At 68.1% G+C, this 22,728-nt stretch carries 21 protein-coding genes; 15 read left to right on the top strand and 6 right to left on the bottom strand.

All coding sequences use genetic code 11. From position 1 onward, the window contains the following. The first annotated feature begins 13 nt into the window (after nt 1–13). The 9 genes from HLG70_RS09090 (at nt 14) to ubiT (ending at nt 8,058) form a co-directional block, all read left to right on the top strand. Nucleotides 14–775 (top strand): peptidylprolyl isomerase, encoded by a 762-nt coding sequence (locus HLG70_RS09090; protein ID WP_171662095.1) that lies wholly within the window; start codon nt 14–16, stop codon nt 773–775. Next, nucleotides 772–1,770, top strand: a complete 999-nt coding sequence (gene moaA / locus HLG70_RS09085) for a GTP 3',8-cyclase MoaA (protein ID WP_171662096.1) — start codon at nt 772–774, stop codon at nt 1,768–1,770. The genes HLG70_RS09090 and moaA overlap by 4 nt, the downstream gene beginning before the upstream one ends. Before the next feature lies 1 nt (nt 1,771). Further along, complete coding sequence (locus HLG70_RS09080; protein WP_171662097.1) at nt 1,772–2,437, top strand: carbonic anhydrase; 666 nt, start codon at nt 1,772–1,774, stop codon at nt 2,435–2,437. Beyond that, nucleotides 2,434–2,931 carry a molybdopterin-guanine dinucleotide biosynthesis protein B gene (gene mobB / locus HLG70_RS09075; RefSeq protein WP_171662098.1) on the top strand — a complete coding sequence of 166 codons (498 nt, stop codon included), beginning with the start codon at nt 2,434–2,436 and terminating at the stop codon, nt 2,929–2,931. The genes HLG70_RS09080 and mobB overlap by 4 nt, the downstream gene beginning before the upstream one ends. Before the next feature lie 94 nt (nt 2,932–3,025). Next, nucleotides 3,026–4,963: a type IV pili methyl-accepting chemotaxis transducer N-terminal domain-containing protein gene (locus HLG70_RS09070; RefSeq protein WP_171662099.1), complete on the top strand. Its 1,938-nt coding sequence runs from the start codon at nt 3,026–3,028 to the stop codon at nt 4,961–4,963. Nucleotides 4,964–4,977: 14 nt separating this feature from the next. Next, the gene (locus tag HLG70_RS09065; protein ID WP_171662100.1) at nt 4,978–5,640 is read left to right on the top strand and encodes a response regulator; all 663 of its coding nucleotides are present in this window, start codon (nt 4,978–4,980) and stop codon (nt 5,638–5,640) included. Nucleotides 5,641–5,723: 83 nt separating this feature from the next. Then, nucleotides 5,724–6,740, top strand: a complete 1,017-nt coding sequence (gene ubiU / locus HLG70_RS09060) for a ubiquinone anaerobic biosynthesis protein UbiU (RefSeq protein WP_171662101.1) — start codon at nt 5,724–5,726, stop codon at nt 6,738–6,740. Further along, nucleotides 6,737–7,630 carry a U32 family peptidase gene (locus tag HLG70_RS09055; protein WP_171662612.1) on the top strand — a complete coding sequence of 298 codons (894 nt, stop codon included), beginning with the start codon at nt 6,737–6,739 and terminating at the stop codon, nt 7,628–7,630. The genes ubiU and HLG70_RS09055 overlap by 4 nt, the downstream gene beginning before the upstream one ends. After that, on the top strand, nt 7,627–8,058 hold the full coding sequence (gene ubiT / locus HLG70_RS09050; RefSeq protein ID WP_171662102.1) for a ubiquinone anaerobic biosynthesis accessory factor UbiT: 432 nt from the start codon (nt 7,627–7,629) through the stop codon (nt 8,056–8,058). The genes HLG70_RS09055 and ubiT overlap by 4 nt, the downstream gene beginning before the upstream one ends. 24 nt (nt 8,059–8,082) lie before the next feature. Here the strand turns inward: ubiT and HLG70_RS09045 are convergent, their stop codons facing one another. Next, nucleotides 8,083–10,248, bottom strand: coding sequence for an ABC transporter permease subunit (locus HLG70_RS09045; protein ID WP_171662103.1), 2,166 nt, complete (start codon nt 10,246–10,248; stop codon nt 8,083–8,085). Between the two features lie 74 nt (nt 10,249–10,322). After that, a complete protein-coding gene (locus HLG70_RS09040; protein ID WP_171662104.1) occupies nt 10,323–11,345 on the bottom strand; it encodes an amino acid ABC transporter substrate-binding protein in 1,023 nt (340 codons plus the stop codon). 169 nt (nt 11,346–11,514) lie between these two features. Here HLG70_RS09040 and HLG70_RS09035 point away from each other — a divergent pair, with 169 nt between their 5' ends. Next, complete coding sequence (locus tag HLG70_RS09035) at nt 11,515–12,654, top strand: aminotransferase class V-fold PLP-dependent enzyme (RefSeq protein ID WP_171662105.1); 1,140 nt, start codon at nt 11,515–11,517, stop codon at nt 12,652–12,654. A gap of 37 nt (nt 12,655–12,691) precedes the next feature. After that, nucleotides 12,692–13,987, top strand: coding sequence for an O-acetylhomoserine aminocarboxypropyltransferase/cysteine synthase family protein (locus tag HLG70_RS09030; protein WP_171662106.1), 1,296 nt, complete (start codon nt 12,692–12,694; stop codon nt 13,985–13,987). Nucleotides 13,988–14,067: 80 nt separating this feature from the next. Here HLG70_RS09030 and HLG70_RS09025 read toward each other — a convergent pair whose 3' ends face one another. Further along, entirely contained in the window at nt 14,068–14,538 is a 471-nt protein-coding gene (locus tag HLG70_RS09025) for a surface-adhesin E family protein (RefSeq protein WP_171662107.1), read from the bottom strand. 163 nt (nt 14,539–14,701) lie between these two features. On the opposite strand from HLG70_RS09025, the gene HLG70_RS09020 reads away from it, so the two are divergent. Further along, on the top strand, nt 14,702–16,108 hold the full coding sequence (locus tag HLG70_RS09020) for a hypothetical protein (protein WP_171662108.1): 1,407 nt from the start codon (nt 14,702–14,704) through the stop codon (nt 16,106–16,108). Nucleotides 16,109–16,159: 51 nt separating this feature from the next. Here the strand turns inward: HLG70_RS09020 and HLG70_RS09015 are convergent, their stop codons facing one another. Further along, on the bottom strand, nt 16,160–16,849 hold the full coding sequence (locus HLG70_RS09015; RefSeq protein WP_171662109.1) for a GntR family transcriptional regulator: 690 nt from the start codon (nt 16,847–16,849) through the stop codon (nt 16,160–16,162). Nucleotides 16,850–16,983: 134 nt separating this feature from the next. On the opposite strand from HLG70_RS09015, the gene araD reads away from it, so the two are divergent. From araD to HLG70_RS09000, 3 genes are all read left to right on the top strand, one after another. Beyond that, nucleotides 16,984–18,714 carry an L-arabinonate dehydratase gene (gene araD / locus HLG70_RS09010; protein WP_171662110.1) on the top strand — a complete coding sequence of 577 codons (1,731 nt, stop codon included), beginning with the start codon at nt 16,984–16,986 and terminating at the stop codon, nt 18,712–18,714. 76 nt (nt 18,715–18,790) lie between these two features. Continuing rightward, nucleotides 18,791–19,501: a ribonuclease activity regulator RraA gene (locus HLG70_RS09005; RefSeq protein WP_171662613.1), complete on the top strand. Its 711-nt coding sequence runs from the start codon at nt 18,791–18,793 to the stop codon at nt 19,499–19,501. A 56-nt stretch (nt 19,502–19,557) separates the two neighbouring features. Next, entirely contained in the window at nt 19,558–20,547 is a 990-nt protein-coding gene (locus HLG70_RS09000) for a Bug family tripartite tricarboxylate transporter substrate binding protein (RefSeq protein WP_171662111.1), read from the top strand. A gap of 81 nt (nt 20,548–20,628) precedes the next feature. On the opposite strand, the gene HLG70_RS08995 is transcribed toward HLG70_RS09000, so the two are convergent. Both HLG70_RS08995 and HLG70_RS08990 read right to left on the bottom strand, forming a co-directional pair. Continuing rightward, nucleotides 20,629–21,585 (bottom strand): Bug family tripartite tricarboxylate transporter substrate binding protein, encoded by a 957-nt coding sequence (locus HLG70_RS08995; protein ID WP_171662112.1) that lies wholly within the window; start codon nt 21,583–21,585, stop codon nt 20,629–20,631. Between the two features lie 16 nt (nt 21,586–21,601). Next, nucleotides 21,602–22,504, bottom strand: a complete 903-nt coding sequence (locus HLG70_RS08990; protein ID WP_171662113.1) for a dihydrodipicolinate synthase family protein — start codon at nt 22,502–22,504, stop codon at nt 21,602–21,604. Nucleotides 22,505–22,728: the final 224 nt, after the last annotated feature.

Here is a 22,728-nt window from a genome sequence, read left to right as displayed (position 1 = left end):
ATAGGAGCCGAACATGCCTGTCATCGTCAACGGCGTCGAACTGAGCGACGCGGATGTGGAACGTGAACTGCCTTTGCATGCCGACGCCAGCAATCCCATGCGCCACGCGGTCACGGCGCTGGTGCTGCGCCAGGTGCTGCTGGACGAAGCCGGCCGGCAAGGATTGGACGGCACGGACGAGGAGGCCGCCATCGGCGCCTTGCTCGCCGCCCAGGCGCCCGCGCCCGAGGCCGACGAGCAAGCCTGCCGCCGCTTCTACCAGATGCACCCGCAGCGTTTCATCGTGGGCGAACTGGTCGAAGCCGACCATATCCTGTTCCAGGTCACGCCCGGCGTGAACCTGGACATGCTGCGGGCGCACGCCAACGTGGTGCTGGCCGACCTGCTGGAAGATCCGTCGCGCTTTGCCGAACTGGCGCGCGAACAGTCCAACTGCCCGTCGGCCGCCGTGGGCGGCAGCCTGGGGCAGCTGGGCCGGGGCGACACGGTGCCCGAGTTCGAGCGCGCCGTGTTCGCGCTGCCTTCCGGCGGCCTGTTGCCGCAGCTGCTGCAGACCCGCCACGGCCTGCATATCGTGCGGGTGACGCGGCGCATCGAAGGCCGGCTGCTGCCTTACGAGCACGTGGCCGGGCAGATCGCCACGGCGCTGACGTCGATGAGCCGCGACACCGCCTGGCGGCAATACACCAAGCTGCTGGTCGAGCGGGCCCAGATCCAGGGCATAGACCTGGACGACGGCGAGCCCGAGCGCGTCTTCGGCGGGAGCGCCGCATGATGGATGAGCCTGCCGCGGGACCACTGAAGGACGGTTTCGGACGCCGCATCGACTACCTGCGCGTATCCGTCACGGACCGCTGCGACCTGCGTTGCAGCTACTGTCTGCCCAAGGATTTCAAGGGCTTCGAAACCCCCGCCAACTGGCTGAGTCACGAGGAAATGGCCAGGCTGGTCGGGCTGTTCGTCGGCCTGGGCGTGAGCAAGGTCCGGCTGACCGGCGGCGAGCCGCTGCTGCGCCGGGGCGTAAGCGGGCTGGCAGGCGTCATTGCCGCCATGCCCGGCCTGCGCGACCTGTCCGTGTCGACCAACGCCACGCAACTGGCCCGCCACGCGCAAGACCTGCGCGCAGCGGGTGTAAACCGCCTGAACATCAGCCTGGACACGCTGGATGCGGCGGCGTTCAGCCAGATCACCGGACGCGACTGCCTGGATGCGGTGCTGGCGGGACTGGCCGCCGCCAGGCAGGCGGGCTTCGCGCCGATCAAGCTCAACAGCGTGGTGCATGCCGCCACACCCGAGGCCGAGGTCCGGCGGCTGCTGTCGTACGCGGTGGCGCAGGGCTTCGTGCTGCGGCTGATCGAGCCCATGCCCATGGGCGAATGCGGCCGGGGCTTTTCGCATACCGATCTGAACGCCATGGGCGCGCGGCTGGCGGCCGAAGCCGGCCTGGTGCCCGCGCTGGCGGGATCGGGCAGCGGCCCGGCACGCTACTGGACGTCCGGCCATGGCGCGCCGGTGCTGGGCGTGATCACGCCCATGTCGCGCCATTTCTGCGCAAGCTGCAACCGGGTCCGGCTGGGCGTGGACGGCACGCTATACCTGTGCCTGGGCCAGGAAGACCAGGTGCCGCTGGGCCGCCTGCTGCGCGCCGGGGCCAGCGACGCCGAGCTGACACAGGCGATCCTGGCGGGCATCGCCGCCAAGCCGGAACGCCACGATTTCGTCAGCCGCCCGGAACGCATCGTGCGCTTCATGGCGCAGACAGGGGGCTGACATGGGCGACATCGAACGCCTCATCGACGGCTTCCAGCGCTTTCAGCAGCAGTATTACGAGGACGCGCCGTCCCTGTACCGAAACCTGCGCGACGGCCAGCATCCCAGCACCTTGCTGATCGGCTGCTGCGACTCGCGGGTGGACCCGGCCATGCTGCTGGGCTGCGACCCGGGCGACATCTTCACCGTGCGCAACGTCGCCAACCTGGTGCCGCCGGCCAGCAAGGACCGCGGCTTGCAGGGCGTGCTGGCCGCCATACAGTTCGCCGTCGAGCAGCTTCAGGTCAGCCGCATCATCGTGCTGGGCCATGCCCAGTGCGGCGGCATCCGCGCGCTGATGGAACGGCGCATCCGCGGAGACGGCGAAACCGATTACCTTGAGCGCTGGATGGACATAGCCGAGCCGGCGCGCGAACGCGTGCTGCGGCAGATGCCGGAGGCCTCGAACGCCGAACGCCGCCGCGCCTGCGAGCAGGCGTCCATCCTGATCTCGCTGCGCAACCTGGAAGACCTGCCGTTCGTGCGGCGGGCCGTCGAGGCGGGCAGCCTGACCCTGCACGGCTGGTATTTCGACCTGGTGGCGGGCGCTTTGCTGGCATACTCGCCGCGGGCGGACACTTTTCTGCCCATCGTGTGCCCATTGTTGACGGAACAAGCCCTACTATGACCCCAGTTTTCGGTATCGCCGGCCGTTCCGGCAGCGGCAAGACCACCCTGATCGAGGCGATGCTGCCGCTGCTGGGCGCGCGCGGCCTGAAAGTGAATGTCATCAAGCACAGCCACCACGACTTCCAGATGGAGCCGCCGGGCAAGGACAGCGCGCGTTTCCGGCTGGCGGGGGCCCAGGAGGTGATGGTGGCGTCGCCTTACCGCTACGCCATCGTGCATGAGCTGCGCGACGCGCCGGAGCCGTCGCTGGAAGCGCAGCTGGCGCGCCTGTCGCCCGCCGACCTGGTGCTGGTCGAGGGGTTCAAGCAGGCCGCGATCCCGCGCATCGAGGTCTACCGGCCGGCCCTGGGCAAACCGCCGCTGCATGCCGAGGACGCGAGCTTCCTGGCGATCGTGACCGACGCGGCGCTGGATACCGGCTTGCCCTGCCTGCCGCTGAACGACCCCGCCCGGGTTGCGGAATTCGTGTGCCGCAGCCTTGGGCTGGGCTGAGCGCGTGCGCCGGGCGGCGCCGGGCGCCGGCGGCGGGACGCTGGCGGGAAGCGACTACACTGATGTCCGATATGCCCGCCAAGCACCGATATTCATGACGTCCACCGATTCCTCCGCCGACGCCGACGGACTGCCGTCGCCCAGGCACCGCCTGTCCACGCGCATCGTGGCCAGTTCGCTGCTGGCGCTGGTGGTGGTGCTGGCCATGGTGAGCTGGACGCTCTGGCTGTCCTGGCAGCTCGAAGGCGCGGGCGCGGCCATCAACGACACCGGCAGCCTGCGCATGCGGGCCAACCGCGTGGCGGTCGAGCTGATGCGCCCGCAGGCGGGCCGCGAGGTGCGCACCAACGAGCAGATCATGGTCCTGGACGAGACCATTGCGCGCCTGGCCCGCGGCAACCCCGCGCGTCCGCTGTTCATCCCCAACGACGAGGCCATCCGCGCCCAATGGCACGATGTGGCCGCCTATTGGCGCGACATCATGAAGCCCGCCGCCATCCGCGCTATCGGGCAGCCGGACGCCGCCACCTACCTGGAAACGCTGCCGGACTTCGTGGCCAAGGCCGACACGCTGGTTCGCATGATCGAACAGGACAACGCCGGCAAGACCACGTCGCTGCGCCTGTCGCAGGGCGTGCTGGCCGCCATCGCCAGCGCGGGCACGCTGGCGATGATCTACCTGCTGTATCTGTGGATCATTTCGCCCGTGCTGCGCCTGCGCGACGGACTGCAGCGCATGGCCGACCGCGAGTTCAGCACCCGGCTGCCGGTGGAAAGCAAGGACGAGTTCGGCGTGCTGGCGCGGGGCTACAACCGCATGGCGGACGAATTGCAGGACCTGTACACCAGCCTGGAGCAGCGGGTTGAGCACAAGACCGCCCAGCTGGCCGCGCAGAACCGCGACATCGGGGCGCTGTACGACATGGCGGCTTTCCTGAACCAGCCCAATGAAATCGAGGCGATGTGCGACGGCTTCCTGCGCCGCGTCATGCTGCAGTTCGATGCCGATGCCGGCAGTATCCGCGCGCTGGACCCCAACAACGAAAAGCTCAATCTGGTGGTGTCGGTGGGGCTGTCCGACGAGCTGGTCGAATCCGAGCACTGCATGAAGGTCGACGACTGCTATTGCGGCGTCGCCACCCGGCAGGCCGGCGTCATCGTCATCCAGGACTTCCGCCAATCGCCGCCGGAAATGGACCTGAACTGCCAGCGCGAAGGCTTTGCCAGCGTGGCCGTGTTCCGCATCGTCACCCGCGACGAGGTGCTGGGTTCCTATTCCCTGCATTTCCGGGGGCAACGCAGTCTGCGGGCGTCGGATTCGCAGCTGCTGGAGACGCTGGGCCAGCATCTGGGCGTGGCGCTGGACAACCGGCGCCTGAGCGCGCAGGCGCGGCAGCTGGCCGTGGTGCAGGAACGGGGCCTGGTGGCCCAGGGCCTGCACGACAGCCTGGCGCAAGGGCTGAATTTCCTGAACCTGCAATTGCAGATGCTGGATGCGGCGATCAAGCGCGGCGACGAGGAAGAGATCAGCGAGATCCTGCCGCTGCTGCGCACCGGCGTGGACGAAAGCTACCAGGACGTGCGCGAGCTCCTGACCAACTTCCGCAGCAAACTGTCCCAGGGCGACCTGCAAGCCGCCATCGAGGACACCGTGGCGCGTTTTCGCCGCCAGACGGGCATAGACACCGAATTGCAGTTCAGCCAGGGCGAGGGCGCGCCGTTGCCGCCCGAGCAGCAGCTGCAGGTGCTGTTCATCCTGCAAGAGGCGCTGTCCAATGTGCGCAAGCACTCCGAGGCCAGCCGCGTGCGTATCGCCGTGGGCAACGACCGCGACTTCACGCTGATGATCGCCGACAACGGCCAGGGCTACGACCCGGCCGATGTCGCCGAACGCGGCGAATCCCATGTGGGCCTGCACATCATGCGGGAGCGCGCCGCCCGCATGCGCGCCATGATAAAACTCGAATCGCAGCCCGGCGCCGGCACGCGCGTCGCGTTGACCCTGCCTGGCAGCGAACGCCAGGCCGCCTGACACCGTTCTTCACCATGCCCATCCGTATCCTGCTCGTCGACGACCACACCCTGTTCCGCTCAGGAGTCCGCCTGCTGCTGCAGCGTCAGCCCGACTTCGAGGTCGTGGCCGAGGCCGGCGACGGGGTCGAAGGCCTGAAACGCGCCAAGGAACTGCAGCCTGACGTCGTTCTGCTGGACCTGAACCTGCCCGGGTTGTCAGGGCTGGAAACGCTGCAACTCCTGACGCAGGACCTGCCATCCTGCGCGGTCATCATCCTGACCGTCTCCGAAGAAGCGGACGAGCTCGGCCAGGCGCTGCGCGACGGCGCCCGCGGCTATCTGGTCAAGAACATCGACGCCGAGGCGCTGGTTTCCGCCATCCGCCGCGCCGCCGCCGGCGAGGCCGTGATCGCCGACAGCATGACGGCCAAGCTGGTGGAGCAGTTCCGCGGACAGGCCAATCACGCGCCGTCGCCGCCCGGCAGCGCCGAGCGCAACCGGCTGACCGCGCGCGAGACGCAGATCGTGCAATGGCTGGCGCGCGGCGCCAGCAACAAGGTCATCGCCCGCGAACTCGACGTCAGCGAAAGCACCGTCAAGATCCATGTGCAGAACGTGCTGAAAAAGCTCAATCTGACCAGCCGCGTTCAGGTCGCCGTGTATGCCGTGGAGCGCGGCCTCTACACCGAGGAATAAGCCTGCAAAAAAGGTGCGCCGCGCGGCGCGCCGTTTGATCTGCGACAAGGCCCGGGGGGCGGCCGGCCCATAGACTGGCCGTCATGGAAACTCGAACCTCCCCCATGGAACTCGTGGCCCCGGCCGGCAGCCTTGCCGCCTTGAAAGCAGCGATAGAGGCGGGCGCCGACACCGTCTATCTCGGGCTCAAGAACGCCACGAACGCCCGCAACTTCGCCGGGCTCAATTTCACCGAAGCAGATATCCGCGCAGGCGTCGAGCTGGCGCACCGGCGCAACCGGCAGGTGCTGTTCGCGATCAACACCTTCGTGCAGGCGGGCCGGGTGCAGGAATGGCGCGCCGCCGTCGATGCCGCCCACGACCTGGGCGCGGACGCCGTCATCATGGCGGACCCGGGCCTGCTGGCCTACGCCAGCGACCGCTATCCCGATCTGCGCCTGCACTTGTCGGTGCAGGGCTCCGCCACCCACGCCGACGCCGTCGAGCTGATGAAGGAACAGTTCGGCATCCGCCGCGTGGTCCTGCCGCGCGTGCTGACGCTGGCCGAGATCGCCCGCATCTGCGGCAACGTCAGCGTCGAGGTCGAGGTGTTCGGCTTTGGCAGCCTGTGCGTCATGGCCGAAGGGCGTTGCCTGCTGTCCTCGTACGCCACCGGCGATTCCCCCAACAACAAGGGCGTCTGTTCGCCCGCGCACGCCGTGCGCTGGGTCGAGGAAAATGGCCGCATGGACGCGCGCCTGTCCGGGATCCTGATCGACCGCTATGAACCCGGCGAACCCGCGGCCTATCCCACGCTGTGCAAGGGCCGCTTCGAGGTGGACGGGCAGGCGGATCACGCCCTGGAGGAACCCACCAGCCTGAACGCCATCGGTCTCTTGCCGCGCCTGGCGCAAATGGGGGTGTCCGCCATCAAGATCGAAGGACGCCAGCGCAGCCCGGCCTACGTCACCCAAGTGGTGTCCACCTTGCGTGCCGCGCTGGACAGCGCGCACGCGGATGCCGCGCGCTTCTCTCCGCGCCCCGAATGGAACGCCATGCTGGCGCGCCATTCCGAGGGTTCCCAAGTTACTCAAGGCGCTTTCGAACGTCCATGGAAATGAACCCCATCCCATTCCAGATCTCAGTCGGCCCTTTGCTGTACTACTGGCCGCGCCAACGAACGATGGACTTCTACGCCGCCTTGGCGGAGAGCCCGGCCGACATCATCTACGTGGGCGAAACGGTCTGCAGCCGCCGGCATGAACTGCGCGCCGACGATTGGCTGGAGCTGGCCCGCGACCTGCGGGCCATGGGCAAGTCGGTGGTGCTGTCGGGCCGCACCCTGATCGAGACCGGCGCGGAAGCCAGCGCGCTGAAAAAACTGTGCGAGCAGGAAGATTTCATGGTCGAGGCGGGCGAGCTGGGCGCGGTGCGTCACCTGGCCGGCCGCGGATTCGTGGCCGGTCCGCACGTAAACGCCTATCACGGCGGCACGCTGGCCTGGCTGGCCAGCCGCGGGGCCGCGCGCTTCGTCGCCCCGCTGGAGATGGACGGCGCAACGCTTGCGCGCCTGCTGCGCGAGCGTCCGGCCGGCATGCAGGCCGAGGTCATGGTGTGGGGCCGGATGGCGCTGGCGTTCTCGGCGCGCTGCTTCACCGCGCGGCACTTCCGCTTGAAAAAGGACGATTGCGGTTTTCGCTGCATCGAACATCCGGACGGGCTGGACATGCGCACCCGCGAATCGCGCGAGTTCCTGGGCATCAATGGCATCCAGGTGCAATCGGCCGCCTGTCTGGACCTGCTGGCCGAAGCGCCTGAGCTGGCGGGGATGGGCGTGGAAGTGCTGCGAGTCAGCCCCCAGTCGGCGGGCACGCTGGAAGCGATTTCCGCCTTGGACGCCACGCGCCGGGGCGGCAAGCCGGCCGCGGTATCGCCGCCTGCTGGGATCGGCCGGTGCAACGGCTACTACTACGGCCAGGCGGGCATCAATCTGCAGGAGGCGGTCGCATGAGCGCAGCCCTGAATCTGCCGCCGCTCTTTGCCAGGCTGGGCCGGCGCGTGCCCGCGCCGCTGGTGTCCTTGCACTTCGTGGCGGGACTGGAACTGGCGCGCCGCTTCAAGTGGCTGGCGCCGCCGCCGGAACTGGAAGGGCGCAGCTTTGCCATCACGGTCGAAGACCTGGGGCTGCGCAGCAGCTTCGTGGTGCGCGACGGCGCATTCCGTCCGACCTGGAACCGTGGCCCCGCCGAGCTGGAGCTGGGCGCCAAGCTGGCTGAGTTCCTGGCGCTGATGCGCGCGGAAACCGATGCCGACACCTTGTTCTTCCAGCGCCGCCTGCGCATATCGGGCGATACGGAGCTGGGGCTGATCGTGAAGAACTGGCTGGACGCCTCGCCCCGGCCGGCGTGGCTGCAGCGGATGAGCGGGGCGGGCGGATAGGGAACGGTCTTTGGCGGCCATGCCTCAGGCGTTCCCGCCGCGGCCTTCCATCCTGCGCGCCACGCGCGACAAGGCCAGGCTGGCCGCGAAGTACAGCAGCGCCACCGCCAGGTAGACCTCCACATGGTAGGGGCGCCAGGCGGTGCCGGCCACCACCGCCTTGGCGGCGCCCAGCACGTCGAACACGCCGATGATGCTGACCAATGAGGTGTCCTTGACCGCGCCCACGAACACGCCCAGGGCGGCGGGCGCGGCGATGCGGCGGGCCTGCGGCCAGATGACGCAAGCATAGGCGACGGCGGGGCGCATGCCCAGCGCGCGCGCCGCCATCATCTGCCCGGGCGGAATGGCCTGCAGCGCGCCGCGCAGCACCTCGGCCAGCAGGCAGGCGGTGTGCAAGGTCAAGGCGGCCAGCGCCATGCTGAACTTCGACACGCCGCCGCCCAGCAGCATGGGCAGCACGAAGGAGGCGAACAGCAACTGGGTCACCAGGGGCACGCCGCGCACGGCTTCAATCAGGCCGGCCGCGGCCAGCGACCCGGCGCGGCTGCCGGAGCGGCGCAGCAGGGCCAGCGCGAAGGCCAGCGGCACCGCGGCGGCCAGCGCGGCGATCGCCAGTATCAGCGTGACCAGCAGTCCGCCCCAGCGTTGCGGGCCAATGGGGGGGCCGCCCCAGGGCCAGCCGGACAGGGCGCTGGCGACAACCGCCAGCAGCACGGCCAGCAGTGCGGTGCGCATCCCCGCCGGCACGCGCCGGCCGGTCAGCGTCAGTGCGATTCCCGCCAGCAGCGCCACGCTTGCGGCCAGCGCCGGCGCGCGGTCCGCCTGGGCCATGGTGCCGAAGAACAGCAGGGGCAGGTTTTCGCCCACGGCGGCCCAGCAGGCGCCCGCGGCCTGCGCGCAGGCGGCCGGATCGCCTTGCCATACGGCGCGCAGCACGGCCCAGTCCAGCAGCGTCCACGCCGCAATGGCCAGCAACATCGCCAGACCCGCCGACAGCAGCCGGCCCCGCCACGGCCGGGCGTCGCCGCCCGTGGCATTCCATAACGGACGGTCGCCCAGGCGGGCGCCTTGCGTGTCGCCGGGGCCATGGCGGGTGTTGCGCGCATTCCAGGCGGACAGGCCGCCGCCCAGGCCCAGCGCCAGCGTCAGGTAGACGGTCACGGCCAGCGCGATGCCTTCCAGCGCCAGCCCGGTCTGGGTGATGGCGGTGTTGATGACGGCCATCAGTTCCTGGTAGCCGATGGCAATGGCCAAGGTGCTGTTCTTCACCAGCGCCAGGCATTGGTTCGCATAAGGCGGCAACGCCACGCGGGTGGCGTAGGGCGCGATCACCAGCCGCAGCACGCGCCACGGCGTCAGGCCCATGGCCTGGCCGGCCTCCACCAGTCCCACCGGCACGGCGCGCACCGCGGCGCGCACGATGTCCGCGATGTAGGCCGCGTGGAACACGACCAGCCCGATCGTCAGCGCCGCGAATTCAATGCTGGGCTGCCAGCCGCCCTGCAGGCCCAGGCCGCGCCTGACGGGCAGGTCGACCTGCACCGCGGGCAGCAGGGCCCAGGCCAGCAGCGCCGCGGCCAGCGCCACGGCCGGGGCGGCATGGCCCCAGCGACGGCGGGCGCGCCAGCCCAGCGCCAGCGCCGCCAGCGCGACCGCGGCATAAGGGAGCCAGCCATGCAGCGCGGGCAGGGCCAGCCCGCGATTGGACAGCAGCACGGACGGCAGCGGCGACCAGGCTTGCCTCGCGTCCGGCAGGCGCAACAGCAGCCCGTACCAGACGAACAGCTGCAGCAGCACGGGCGTGTTGCGCAGCGGCGCGATGACAAGGGCGGCGCAGCGCGCCGCCAGCGGATGGGACGACAGCCGCAGCAGGCCCAGGGCGATGCCCAGCGCGGTCGCCAGCGGAATCGCCACGAAGGCCACGGTCAGCGTATTGACGAGACCGGCCGCGATCGACATCCAATAAGGATCGTCGGGCGCCACGCTCAACAGGCTTTCCGAAATGCGAAAGCCCGCCGGCTGGAACAGGAAGCCGAATCCGCCCTGGATACCGCGCGCAGCCTGCACGGACTCGATGTGCAGCACCAGGACGGCGGCCATGCCGCCCAGCGTCAGGGCCCAGGCCAGCGCCGGCAGCCAGCGCCGCCAGGCGGCGGAAGAGGGGAAGGAGAGGGTCGTGGCTGTCATGATGGGCGGTGCAGGGGCCGTGCAAAAAGAGAAGGCGGGCCGATGGCCCGCCTGCCGTACTCAAGCGCAAGGAATCACTGGAAGGGCGGCGAATACAGCAGGCCGCCTTGGTTCCACTGCGCGTTCAGGCCGCGGTCCAGCTTCAGCGGAGTGGCGGCGCCCAGGTTGCGGTCCCAGACCTCGCCGTAGTTGCCCACGGCCTTGATGGCGTTCCGGGCCCAGCCTTCGTCCAGGCCGAAGCTCTTGCCGATGCCGGGATCCACGCCCAGCAGGCGGCGCACCTGCGCATCCGCGCTTTGCGCCTGGCTGTCGGCGTTCCTGGATGTGATGCCCAGCTCCTCGGCGGCCACCAGCGCGTTCACCGTCCAGCGCACGATGGAGGTCCAGTTGGGATCGTCCTGTCGCACGAAGGGACCCAGCGGCGACTTGTTGATCCGCTCCGGCAGGATCACGAAATCGTCGGGCTGGCTGGCGCGGGCGGCGCGGCTGGCGGCCAGCGTGGACGCATCGGACAGATAGACGTCGCAGCGCCCGGCGTAGAAGGCCTGTTCCAGCTCCACCAGGTTCTCGATGACGACCGGGCGAAAGCTCAGCTTGTTCTTCTTGAAGTAGTCGACCAGGTTCTGCTCGTTGACCGTGCCGGGCTGCACGCAGACTTGCGCGCCGTCCAGTTCGGTGGCGCTTTTGACGCCCAGCTTGCGCGGCACCAGGAAACCCTGGCCGTCGTAGAACACGATGCCGGCGGACACGATGCCCAGCCCCGCGTCGCGGCCCGACGTGATGGTGGTATTGCGATTGAGTACGTCGATCTCGCCGGACTGCAGCGCGGGGAACCGCTGCTGCGAGCTGAGCGGAACGAAGCGCGTCTTCTCGGGGTCGCCCAGCACGGCGGCGGCCAGGGCGCGGCACAGGTCCGCGTCCAGGCCGGTCCAGCGGCCTTGCTTGTCGGCGATCGACAGGCCCGCCGATCCCTGGCTGACGCCGCACACCAGTTCGCCGCGCTTCTTGATGGTGTCCACCGTGCCTGCATGGGACGCGCCGGCAACCGCCAGCGCCGCGGCCACGCCCGCAGCCTTGAATAGATGAATCAATCGCATGCCGTTCCCGTATCCGTTGTATGCAAGAAAGGCATGAATTCTATGGGGCGGGCCGCGTTTTCCGAGCGACTATATGGTCATATCAATATAAGAACTAAGCCTTATCCAGATGCGCGTCATATACCTAGAATTCCCTCATACCAAAATGGTCTGACGAACAAGGTTGCGCATGAGCTGGCAGGACGAATTCAGGCAGTTGTTTCCCATCACCCGCGACAAGGCCTACGCCAACATCGCCTACACCAGCCCGCTGTCGCCCAAGGTGGCCGGCGCGGTTGCAGCGTTCTTCGACGGCATCACCCATGCCCGCAGCGACAAGCCGCAATGGCTGCGCGACGCCGACGCCTTGCGCTTGCGGCTGGCCCGCCTGATCGGCGGAGACGCGCGCCGGCTGGCCTTCACGAAGAACACCACCGAAGGGCTGAACACCGTTGCGCAGGGCTTGGACTGGCGGGACGGCGACAACCTGGTCGTCGATGACCAGGAGCATCCCACCAACGCCTTGCCCTGGCTGAACCTGCGCCGCCGCGGCGTGCAGGTGCGCGTGGCGCAGGCGCGCTCGCATCGCTATACGGTGGATGACCTGTGGCAGCATGTGGACGCGCGCACCCGGCTGATCGCGGTGTCCTGGGTGCAGTACGGCACCGGCCTGCTCACGGATATCGCGGAGCTTGGCCGCCGCTGTTCGGAGCGCGGAATCTGGCTGATCGTCGACGGCATCCAGGGCGCGGGGCTGCTGCGCGCCAAGGTGGACGAATGGCGCGTCGATGCCTTTGCCTGCGGCGCCCACAAAGGCATGCTGGGCCCGCTGGGCGTGGGCCTGCTGCACGTGTCGCCCAAGCTGCTGGACGCGCTGGACCCGCTGTATATCGGGCCGTCGGGCGTGACCACGCTGGACAAGTCCGGCCTGCAATGGCGGGTGGGCGTGTCGGACGCGGGCGATGCCCGCCGGCTTGAAACCGGCAACCTGAACTATCCCGGCATCGCCGGCTGGGCGGGCGCGCTGGACCTGATCGAAGAGGCGCAGCCCGAGCGCATCGAACCCTGGGTGCTGGAATTGTCGCAGGCGCTGGGCGAAGGATTGCGCGCGCTTGGCGCGCAGGTGGTGTCGCCGCCGGACGCCGCGCTGCGCAGCACGACGACGGCGCTGCGCGTCGCCGATCCCGCGGCCGCACTGGCGCATCTGGCGGAAGCGGGCGTGGTGGCCAGCATTGTGGAGTATGGTTACGTGCGCTTGTCCGTCGGCGCCTATAACAATTATGCAGACATTGAACGCATCCTGCGCGCCGCGCGCGCGTTTGCAGCCTGATCTGAACCTTTGAAAAACACATCTCCTGGAGAGACACATGACTGAATCGAAGAAGCCCAACTGGCGCCTGGAAACCGTGGCCGTGCATGGCGGCTATCGCCCCGATCCGACCACGCGCGCGGTGGCGGTGCCGATCTACCAGACCGTGGCCTACGCGTTCGACGACACGCAGCACGGCGCGGACCTCTTCGACCTGAAGGTGCCGGGCAATATCTACACCCGCATCATGAACCCCACGACCGACGTGCTGGAACAGCGCGTCGCGGCCCTGGAAGGCGGTATCGCCGCGCTGGCGCTGGCCTCGGGCCAGTCCGCCGTGACCTACTCCATCCTGACGATCGCCGAAGCGGGCGACAACATCATTTCGTCCAGCACGCTGTACGGCGGCACCTACAACCTGTTCGCCCACACGCTGCCGCAATACGGCATCACCACGCGCTTTGCCGACCCCGGCGACCTGGCCGCCTTCGAAGCGCAGATCGACGACCGCACCAAGGCCATCTTCGCCGAGTCCGTCGGCAACCCGCTGGGCAACATCACCGATATCGCCGCGCTGGCCGAACTGGCCCATCGCCACGGCCTGCCGCTGATCGTCGACAACACCGTGCCGTCGCCGTACCTGCTGCGTCCCATCGAGCACGGCGCCGACATCGTGGTGCAGTCGCTGACCAAGTACCTGGGCGGCCACGGCACCAGCCTGGGCGGCGCCATCATCGACTCGGGCAAGTTCCCGTGGGCCGAGCACAAGGCGCGCTTCAAGCGCCTGAACGAGCCGGATATCAGCTACCACGGCGTGGTCTACACCGAAGCCTTCGGCGCGGCGGCCTACATCGGCCGCGCCCGCGTGGTGCCGCTGCGCAATACCGGCGCGGCCATCTCGCCGTTCAATTCCTTCCAGATCCTGCAAGGCATCGAAACGCTCGCGCTGCGCGTGGACCGCATCGTGGAAAACGCGGTCAAGGTCGCCGGCTACCTGCGCGAGCATTCCAAGGTCGAGTGGGTCAACTACGCCGGCCTGCGGGACCATCCCGACCACGCTCTGGCGCAGAAGTACCTGGGCGGCAAGGTCCCGGGCCTGTTCACGTTCGGCGTGAAGGGCGGACGCGACGCCGGCGCGCGCTTCCAGGATGCGTTGCAGCTCTTCACGCGCCTGGTCAACATCGGCGACTCCAAGTCGCTGGCGACGCACCCGGCGTCCACCACGCACCGCCAGCTCAATCCGGAAGAGCTGAAGAAGGCCGGCGTGCGCGAGGAAACCGTGCGCCTGTCCATCGGCATCGAACACATCGATGACCTGATCGCCGATCTGGACCAGGCCCTGGCGCAGGTATAAGCGCGGACTGCCCGGCGCCGGGTCTCAGGCCCTGGTCGTGGCCTCCGCCTGCTGTACCGCTATTGGCGGGGTAGGGCGGACTACTTCCGGGTGCTTTTCCCGTTGGCCGGGCAGATCAGTTCCCGCAGCCTGCGTTGCACCGGGTCGCGCGTGACGGGCGCATTGCGTATGCCCGCCACCGGTATGGATTCCACGATCGCGCCGGTGGCGTCATTGCCCGCGTAGTGCTGGACTTCGGTGACCGTATAGGTGTTGGCGCTGCAGTTCAGCGTGATCGGCTGGGCGACCGAGCCATAGGGCTGGCCGTTGGCTTCGGACACGCGAGGCTGCGCATAGAACCATGCCACCGTGGCCGCCATCACCGGGGGCCGTTCGGACAGGGCCTGGATCGAATTGCTGTCGTAGAACACGCCAGGCATGCTCTGCGGATCCACCGGGACCCAGTTCGGGCCGCCGGCCCCGATGCCTTCGGCGGCGTGCGCCAAGGAGCCCCAGGCTGCCGTGGCGGTCAGGGCCAGGGCGAGGAGGGGAGTTGCGTGCCTTGGGGTCATGGATGGGCTTCCGTGTGTTGCCGGTCCGGCTGGGTGAGTCTGGTGAGACGTATGCATGCGTTACGCCAGTATAGAGAACCCGGCGCAACGCGCTATAGTTCCGTCGGTTCCCTATTACGGCCGGCCGCGGGCGCTGCCGTTCATGCCCAGGATGCGTTGACCGATGAACATCAGACTGCTTGCCGGCGGCCTTGCGATTGCTGTCGCGGGCATGCTTGGCTATGGCGTCTATCAGATCATACCGATGGGCGGACCCCTCGCTCGCAGCGAGGTGATTGGCGAATTGAACGGGCCGGCGCTGGCCTCGTATTCGCGCGTGTCGATGCAGCGCTACGGCGAACGCCAACTGTTGACCGGCCAATTGCTGGTGACCCCCAGGGACGTGGAAGGCCTGGCCCGCGCGCCGGTGCTGGACACCCAGATTCCGGCCCTGAATGAACGACTGCAGGAGCGGCGCGAGCGGCTGGCGCGGTCTGGCGCCGCAAGCGCGCTGGCCCATGGCGATGGCGACCTGGCCCTGACGATGCTGCGGACGGCCAGCGTCACCACCGACGCGCGCAATCTCATCTATGGGGGCCAGGGTACGGGCGCATTCGAGCTGCTGGGTTCCATCGGCGGCGACACCGGCGTCACCCTGATCGGCACGCCGCAGGGCAAGACGCTTTATCTGGTGACCGGCACCCTCCGCAAGCCGGGCGAAGGCGAGCAGCCGGCGGCCTGGGACACCCTGCGCTCCGACGACCTGGGCGCCACCTGGATCTACGACCCCGGCGTGACGCTGGGCGCCCCGCGGCAGCACACCGTATTTCTTGCGCAGGATCTCGCCGTTGCGCTGGATCCGCACGGCGACGGCATGCGCCTGCTGCACAGCTGCGACGGCGCCAGGCGCTGGTCCGCGGCCTTGCTCAAGGAACAGGTCTGGCCAGATGCGGCGGCCTTCGAGCGCGGATTCGCCGAAGCGGCGGAGAGGGAACGCAACCGGTACGGCGAGGAGCAGCTCGCCTACGGCTGGTCCCTGTATCCGCTGGACGAAAAACGGGCCATAGGCTGGAGCTGGCGCACGCGCGTCAGGTCCAAGGGGCAGGAGAATAACCAGGTGATCGAGACCCGGCGCTTCGAGGTCGAGTTCCAGGAGGGGGCGTCGCCCGCCTTCCGCATCACGCCCGCCGTGCCGCCCGTGCCGGCGCAGAAGCCGCATGCCCGGTTGGCGCGCGACCAGCCTGTGTTCGAGACCGCCGGTAACGTCGTCTACGAACTGGACAAGGCAGGCAAGGCCTGGCTCGAACGATCCGTGTCGCCCGAGGTGCGCGGTACGCCCACCTGGATCGGGGACGCGTGGTTCGGCCGCAATGCCTGGGTCATCAAGACCTACGCCGACCACATGCTCTCGTTCGACGAGTACACCAAGACCTATTTCTATACCCGCGACGAAGGCAAGACCTGGCACCCGTTCCAGCTGTCGCATGAGCAGGAGCGCGGACTGCTGGGGCTGGACCAGGCCGGCGATGCGCTGCTGTCGCTGGCCGAGCGGGGCGGCAAGACCGTCATACACCGCTATCCGCTGGACTGAACTCGCCCAGATGGCGGGCCGGCGCGAGGCTTCTTCCAGCGATGGCAGGCCCTAGTCGGCCAGCACATACTCCGGATAGCGCTTGCAGATCTCGGCCACCTGGCTGAGCGTGCCCGACAGGTGCTCGCGCAGCACCTGCTGCGCCCGCGCCGGATCCTGCGCGACGATCGCGTCCAGCAGCCGCTGGTGATCGTCCAGGATGCGTTCGGCCTTGCCGGTTTCCGGCAGGTGCAGGCGGCGCAGCCGGTCCAGGTGGCCGCTGTAGCGCTGCTCCATTTCCCACAGGCCGGTGACGCCGGCGGCCTCGTGCATGTCGCGGTGAAATGCCTGGTCGGCGTTGATGAATTGCTGGTACTGGCCGCTGGCGTGGCTGGCGCGCTGCAGATCGATGCTGGCCTGCAGGCGGTGGAACAGCAGCGGGTCGGGCCGCCGCGCCAGCATGTGCACGATCTCCAGTTCCAGCGAGCGGCGCAGGAAATGCGCCTGGCGCGCGGCCGCGATATCGATGCGGCTGACGACCGTGGTGTGCTGCGGGTAGATCTCCACCAGCGCCTCTTCGGCCAGGCGCATCAACGCGTCGCGGATGGGCGTCTGGCTCAGGCCATAGGTTTCAGCCAGCGTGACGCGCGACAGCGGCGCGCCGGGCGCGAGCTCCAGCGAGATGATCTGTTCGCGCAGGTGTTCGAAGACCTGGGGCGCCGCGTGGCGCGATCGGTCCAGTCGGAGCTTTGGGCTTTGCATCAGGGCGGGTGGTGAAGTCCAGGCAGGGACGGATGGAACGAAAACCGCAGTGTAGCGGGTTTCCACCTAGCTGACGCACTAATGTATTAGTGTTTAAATGGCTTTACCGTCACCACGCTTCCCGCCGTATCCCCATGAAACGTACTTACGAAAGCCTGCGCAGCGCCGCCTGGATGGCCAAGGACGACCTCCGTTCCTTTGGCCACCGTTCCCGCATGATGCAAATGGGCTATGGCCCCGACGATTGGGCGGGCCGCCCCATCATCGCCATCATCAACACCTGGTCGGACCTGAATCCCTGTCATAGCCACTTCAAGCAGCGCGTCGAAGACGTGAAGCGCGGCGTGTTCCAGGCGGGCGGCTTCCCGGTGGAGCTGCCGGCCATCTCCGTGTCGGAATCCTTCGTCAAGCCGACCACCATGCTGTACCGCAACTTCCTCGCCATGGAAACGGAGGAGCTGCTGCGCAGCCATCCGGTGGATGGCGCCGTGCTCATGGGCGGCTGCGACAAGACCACGCCGGGCCTCATCATGGGCGCCATCAGCGCCGGCCTGCCTTGCGTCTACGTGCCGGCCGGCCCCATGCTGCGCGGCAACTGGAAGGGCAAGATCCTGGGATCCGGCTCGGATGCCTGGAAGCTCTGGGACGAGCGCCGCGCGGGCAAGATCACGCAGGAGCAATGGACCGAAGTGGAGGGCGGCATCGCCCGCAGCTACGGCACCTGCATGACGATGGGAACCGCCAGCACCATGACCGCGATCGCCGAGGCCATCGGCATGACGCTGCCGGGCGCCTCGTCGATTCCCGCGGCCGACGTCAACCACATGCGCATGTCGGCCGAATGCGGCCGGCGCGTGGTGGAGATGGTCTGGGAAGACCTGACGCCGCAGCGCATCCTGACCCTGGCGTCGTTCAAGAACGCCATCAACGTGGCCATGGCCATGGGTTGTTCCACCAACGCCATCGTCCACCTGGTCGCCATGTCGCGCCGCGCCGGCTGCGCGGTCGGCCTGGACGACTTCGACGCCGCCAGCCGCAAGGTGCCCGTCATCGCCAACATCCGGCCCAGCGGCGACACCTACCTGATGGAAGACTTCTATTACGCGGGCGGCCTGCCGGCGCTGATGACGCGCCTGCAAGACCACCTGGATCCGTCGGCCATGACCGTCACGGGCAAGACGCTGGGCGAGAATATCGCCGGCGCCGAGGTCTACAACGACGACGTGATCCGCAAGCTGGACACCGCCATCTACGACGAAGGCGCGCTGGCCGTACTGCGTGGCAACATCGCGCCCGACGGCTGCGTGATCAAGCCCAGCGCCTGCGCGCCGCAATACCTTCGGCATACCGGCCCGGCCCTGGTGTTCGACGACTATCCCAGCATGAAGGCCGCGGTCGACGACGAAAACCTGGACGTCACCGCCGACCACATCATGATCCTGCGCAACGCCGGCCCGCAAGGCGGCCCGGGCATGCCGGAGTGGGGCATGCTGCCCATCCCGACCAAGCTGGTCAAGCAGGGCGTGCGCGACATGCTGCGCCTGTCGGACGCCCGCATGAGCGGCACCAGCTACGGCGCCTGCATCCTGCACGTGGCGCCGGAAAGCTACATCGGCGGCCCGCTGGCCCTGGTGAAGACGGGCGACACCATCACCGTGGACGTGCCCGCGCGCAGCATCAACCTGAACGTCAGCGATGAAGAGCTGGCCGCGCGCCGCGCCGCCTGGACCCCGCCGCCCAAGCGCTATGAGCGCGGCTACGGCTGGATGTATTCCAAGCACATCCTGCAGGCCAACGACGGCTGCGACTTCGATTTCCTGGAAACCGGATTCGGCGCGCCCGTGCCCGAACCCGAGATCTTCTGAGCGCGGAGGGCAGGTCCTGCCTGTTTCTCCAGCCCGTATCCCATCGTCTTCAGACCCCGGAGCCATCGTGTCCCAAATGAATCCCGAAACCCGCGCCCGGCTGGCCGGCATCAGCACCGCCACCCTGTGCACCGCCTTGTTCAAGCGCGGCCTGCGCAACCAGTTCATCCAGGATGTGCGTCCGCTGAACGCCAACCTGCCCAATATGGTCGGCCCGGCCTTCACGCTGCGCTACATCCCCGCGCGTGAAGACCTGAACACCATCAAAGTGTTCGAAGACCGCTCGCATCCCCAGCGCGTCGCCGTCGAAACCTGCCCGGAAGGCGCGGTGCTGGTCATGGACAGCCGCAAGGACGCGCGCGCGGCTTCCGCCGGCTCCATCCTGATCACGCGCCTGATGAAGCGCGGCGTGGCCGGCGTGGTGACCGACGGCGGCTTTCGCGATTCGCCCGAAATCGCCGAACTCGGTTTTGCCGCCTATCACCAGCGCCCGTCCGCTCCCACCAACCTGACCCTGCACCAGGCGCTGGACATCAACGCGCCCATCGGCTGCGGCGACGTGGCGGTGTGGCCGGGCGACATCGTCGTTGGCGACCGTGAAGGCGTGGTGGTGATCCCGGCGCATCTGGCCGACGAGATCTCGATCGAGGCCGTGGAAATGACTGCCTTCGAAGACTTCGTGACCAGCCAGGTGCAGCAGGGCGCGTCGATCCTGGGCCTGTACCCGCCCACCGATCCTGGCACCAGGGACAAATTCGCCGCGTGGCGCAAAGAACAGGGCCGCTGAGCCTTGCCGCCGGCGCTGCCGGCACCCATACCTATAACGACAGGCAGGAGACAACCATGAATACGCAACGACGCGGCGCGCTTGCCGCGCTGCTGGCCGGCGCCGTCCTCGGCACGCTGGCCTTGCCCGCCAGCGCCGCGGACTGGCCCGCGCAGAAGCCGATTTCCTATGTGGTGCCGTTCACCGTCGGCGGCTCGACCGACGTGGTGGGCCGGGTGCTGGCCCAGAAGCTGGCCGACCGCCTGCACCAGAACGTCATCGTGGAAAACAAGCCCGGCGCCGCCGGCGGCATCGGCGCCACCTATGTGGCCAAGGCGGCGCCCGACGGCTATACCCTGTTCGGCGGCACCATCAGCACGCACGCCATCAACGCCAGCCTGTACAAGAACCTGAAGTACGACCCGGTCAAGGATTTCGAGCCGGTGTCGCTGATCGCGTACCTGCCCAACGTGCTGCTGGTGGACCCCAACCTGGGTGTGAATTCGGTGGCTGACCTGATCGCGCTGCTCAAGCGCGACCCGGCCAAGCGCACCTTTGCATCCTCGGGCGCGGGCACGTCCACGCACCTGGCCGGCGAACTGTTTTCCAGCATGATAGGCGTGCCGCTGACGCACGTTCCCTACAAGGGCACGCCGCCCGCCATGGTGGACGTGTCCGCCGGTTCGGTAACGTTCATGTTCGACCAGATGACCGCCGCCTTGCCGCTCCTGCAGACCGGCAAGCTCAAGCTGCTGGCCGTGACCACCAAGGACCGCATCGCGCTGGCGCCCGAAGTCCCCACCATGCAGGAAGCGGGCGTGGCGGGCTTCCAGATGGCGTCCTGGCAGGCGGTCTATGCGCCCAAGGGCACGCCCAAGCCCATCCTCGACAAACTGGCGGCGGAGATCGCCCTGATCGTGAAAGAGCCGGACGTGCAGGAAAAACTGGGCAAGACCATGGGCATGGAACTCGTGGGCAGTACGCCCGAGCAGCTGCGCGATCTGATGGCCACCGAGATTCCGCGTTGGGCGGAAGTCGTGAAGAAGTCGGGCGCGACCGTCGAATAGCGGCCTTGCGGGACGGCGGGCGTGACGGTCCCGGCCGCCACGCCCGCCGTTGTTCAAGGCGTCAGCCTTATGGCTACGGAATCAGGGCTTCAGGTTGAGCTTGGGCACCAGCGTCTGGAAGGCCTGCTCCTGGCGCGCCACGTCGGCGGCGAATTGCGGCTGGTCGGCATAGGAGGGCGTGAGGTTCTGCTTGCGCATGAGGGTCTGGAAGTCCTTGGACTGCGCCACGTGGCGGGCGGCGGCCCGCCATTTCTCCACGGCGTCGGCGGGCGCGGCCTTGGGCAGGCCGATGCCGCGCCACACGCTGAATTGCAGGTCGGCGCCGCGCTCCTTCATCGTGGGCACGGCCGGCAGGTTCTCCAGCCGCTGCGGCGCCATCACGGCAAGCGTACGCAGCTTCCCGGTGTCGACATGCTGCTGCAATTCGGCGTAGGCCACCGTCGTGGCCTGCACGTCGCCTGCCAGCAGGCCCATGATGGCCGGGGCCGAGCCCTGGTAGGGCACGTGCACGAACTTCACGCCGGTCTGCTCGCCCAGCGCCGCGGCCGCCATGTGCGGCACGGTGCCGATGCCGGCGTTGGACACGGCGATCCGCTCCGGATTCTTCCTGGCGTCGTCCAGGAATTCTTCCACCGTCTTCCAGGGCGCGTCGGCGCGCACCGTGACCGACGAGGGGTCGTCGGTGAAGCGGGCGATAGGCTGGAAGTCGGCGACCGTGGTCTTGCCGATGCCCATCAGCGGCACCACCAGCATTTCCGGGGTCATCAGGACCAGCCTGTAGCCGTCGGGCTGCGCATTCGCTACGTAAGCCCAGCCGATGGAGCCGCTGGCGCCGGGCTTGTTGATCACCACCGTGGGCTGCGCCAGCAGCGGGGGGCGCGCGGCTTCGGCGATGGCGCGGGCGGTGTTGTCGCTGCCGCCGCCGGGCTGGTAGGCGACCACCAGTTCCATGGAGCGCGCGGGATAGTCCGCGGCGTGCGCGGCGGGCAGGGCGGACAGGGCGCTGAAGATCAGCGCGGACAGGCGGATGGGTCGCATGGTGGCGGCTCCGTAATCAATAGCCCAGGGCGGACAGGTCCGCGAGCGTCTGTTTGGTGATGGCGATGGTGCGTTCGCGTTCCGCGCCGGCCAGGTCCAGGCGCGGCGGCTTCACGGTTTCGGCGCTGCCGGTGATCAGGTGTTCGGCCAGCTTGATGTGCTGCACCAGCTTGACCACCGTATCCAGGTGGAACAGCGGCGTCAGGGCGGCGTACAGCTTGCGCGCGCGGACGAAATCGCCTTCGGACGCCATCCGGAGCAGGTCCACCGAGGCCTTGGGCACGGCGTTGGCCATGCCGGATACCCAGGCTGTCACGCCCAGCGCCGCGCTTTCCAGTATCAGGTCGTCCACCCCGCACACCACGGCAAGGCGGTCGCCAAAGCGCGTGATCAGATCGGTGACGCGGGTCGTGTCGTAGGACTCCTCCTTGATGGCGGCGATGGTCGGCTCTTCCAGCAGTTCGGCCACCAGGTCCGGCGTCAGATCGACGCCGTAGCCGCGGGGGTTGTTGTACAGCAGGATGGGCAGGGGGCTGGCCTGCGCCACCGAACGGTAGAAGGCCACCGTCTCGCGGTTGTCGGACTTGTAGGTCAGGCCCGGGAACACCATCAGCCCGTTCACGCCGATCTTCGCCGCTTCCTGGGCGAACGCGGCGGCGCGGGCGGTGCCGGTTTCCGCCACGCCCGAAATCACGGGCACGCGCCCGTTCACGGTTTCAACGGCCGTGCGCAGCACGCTCAGTTTTTCTTCGGGCGACAACTGAGCGTTCTCGCCCACCATCCCCATCATCACGACGCCGCCCACGCCATTGTCGATCAGGCGTTCCAGACCCTTGCGGATGGCGTCCAGATCCAGCGAGAAATCCGATTTCAGTTTGGTGGTGACGGCGGGGAAAACGCCTTGCCATTGAATGCTCATGCTGCCGCTCCTGATGCGAGTTCCACCCGACAGATCAGGCGGAAATTGGTTATTGGATATTGGATCCAAAGTAAAGGGAACTAAAAAAATGAGGCGCAGGCCTCGAATCGCCACGCTGCCAGCGGCGATACCAACTGGATCATGGATCCAATATACTCACATTAAAAGGGCTGCAGGCACCGGCTGTCTCTCGGGGTTTTCCTGGGCATGGCTGGCGTGGCACC

The sequence above is a fragment of the Achromobacter deleyi genome, from assembly GCF_013116765.2.
Lineage (GTDB): Bacteria > Pseudomonadota > Gammaproteobacteria > Burkholderiales > Burkholderiaceae_B > Achromobacter > Achromobacter deleyi_A.
This window is presented reverse-complemented; position numbering and strand designations above follow the sequence as displayed.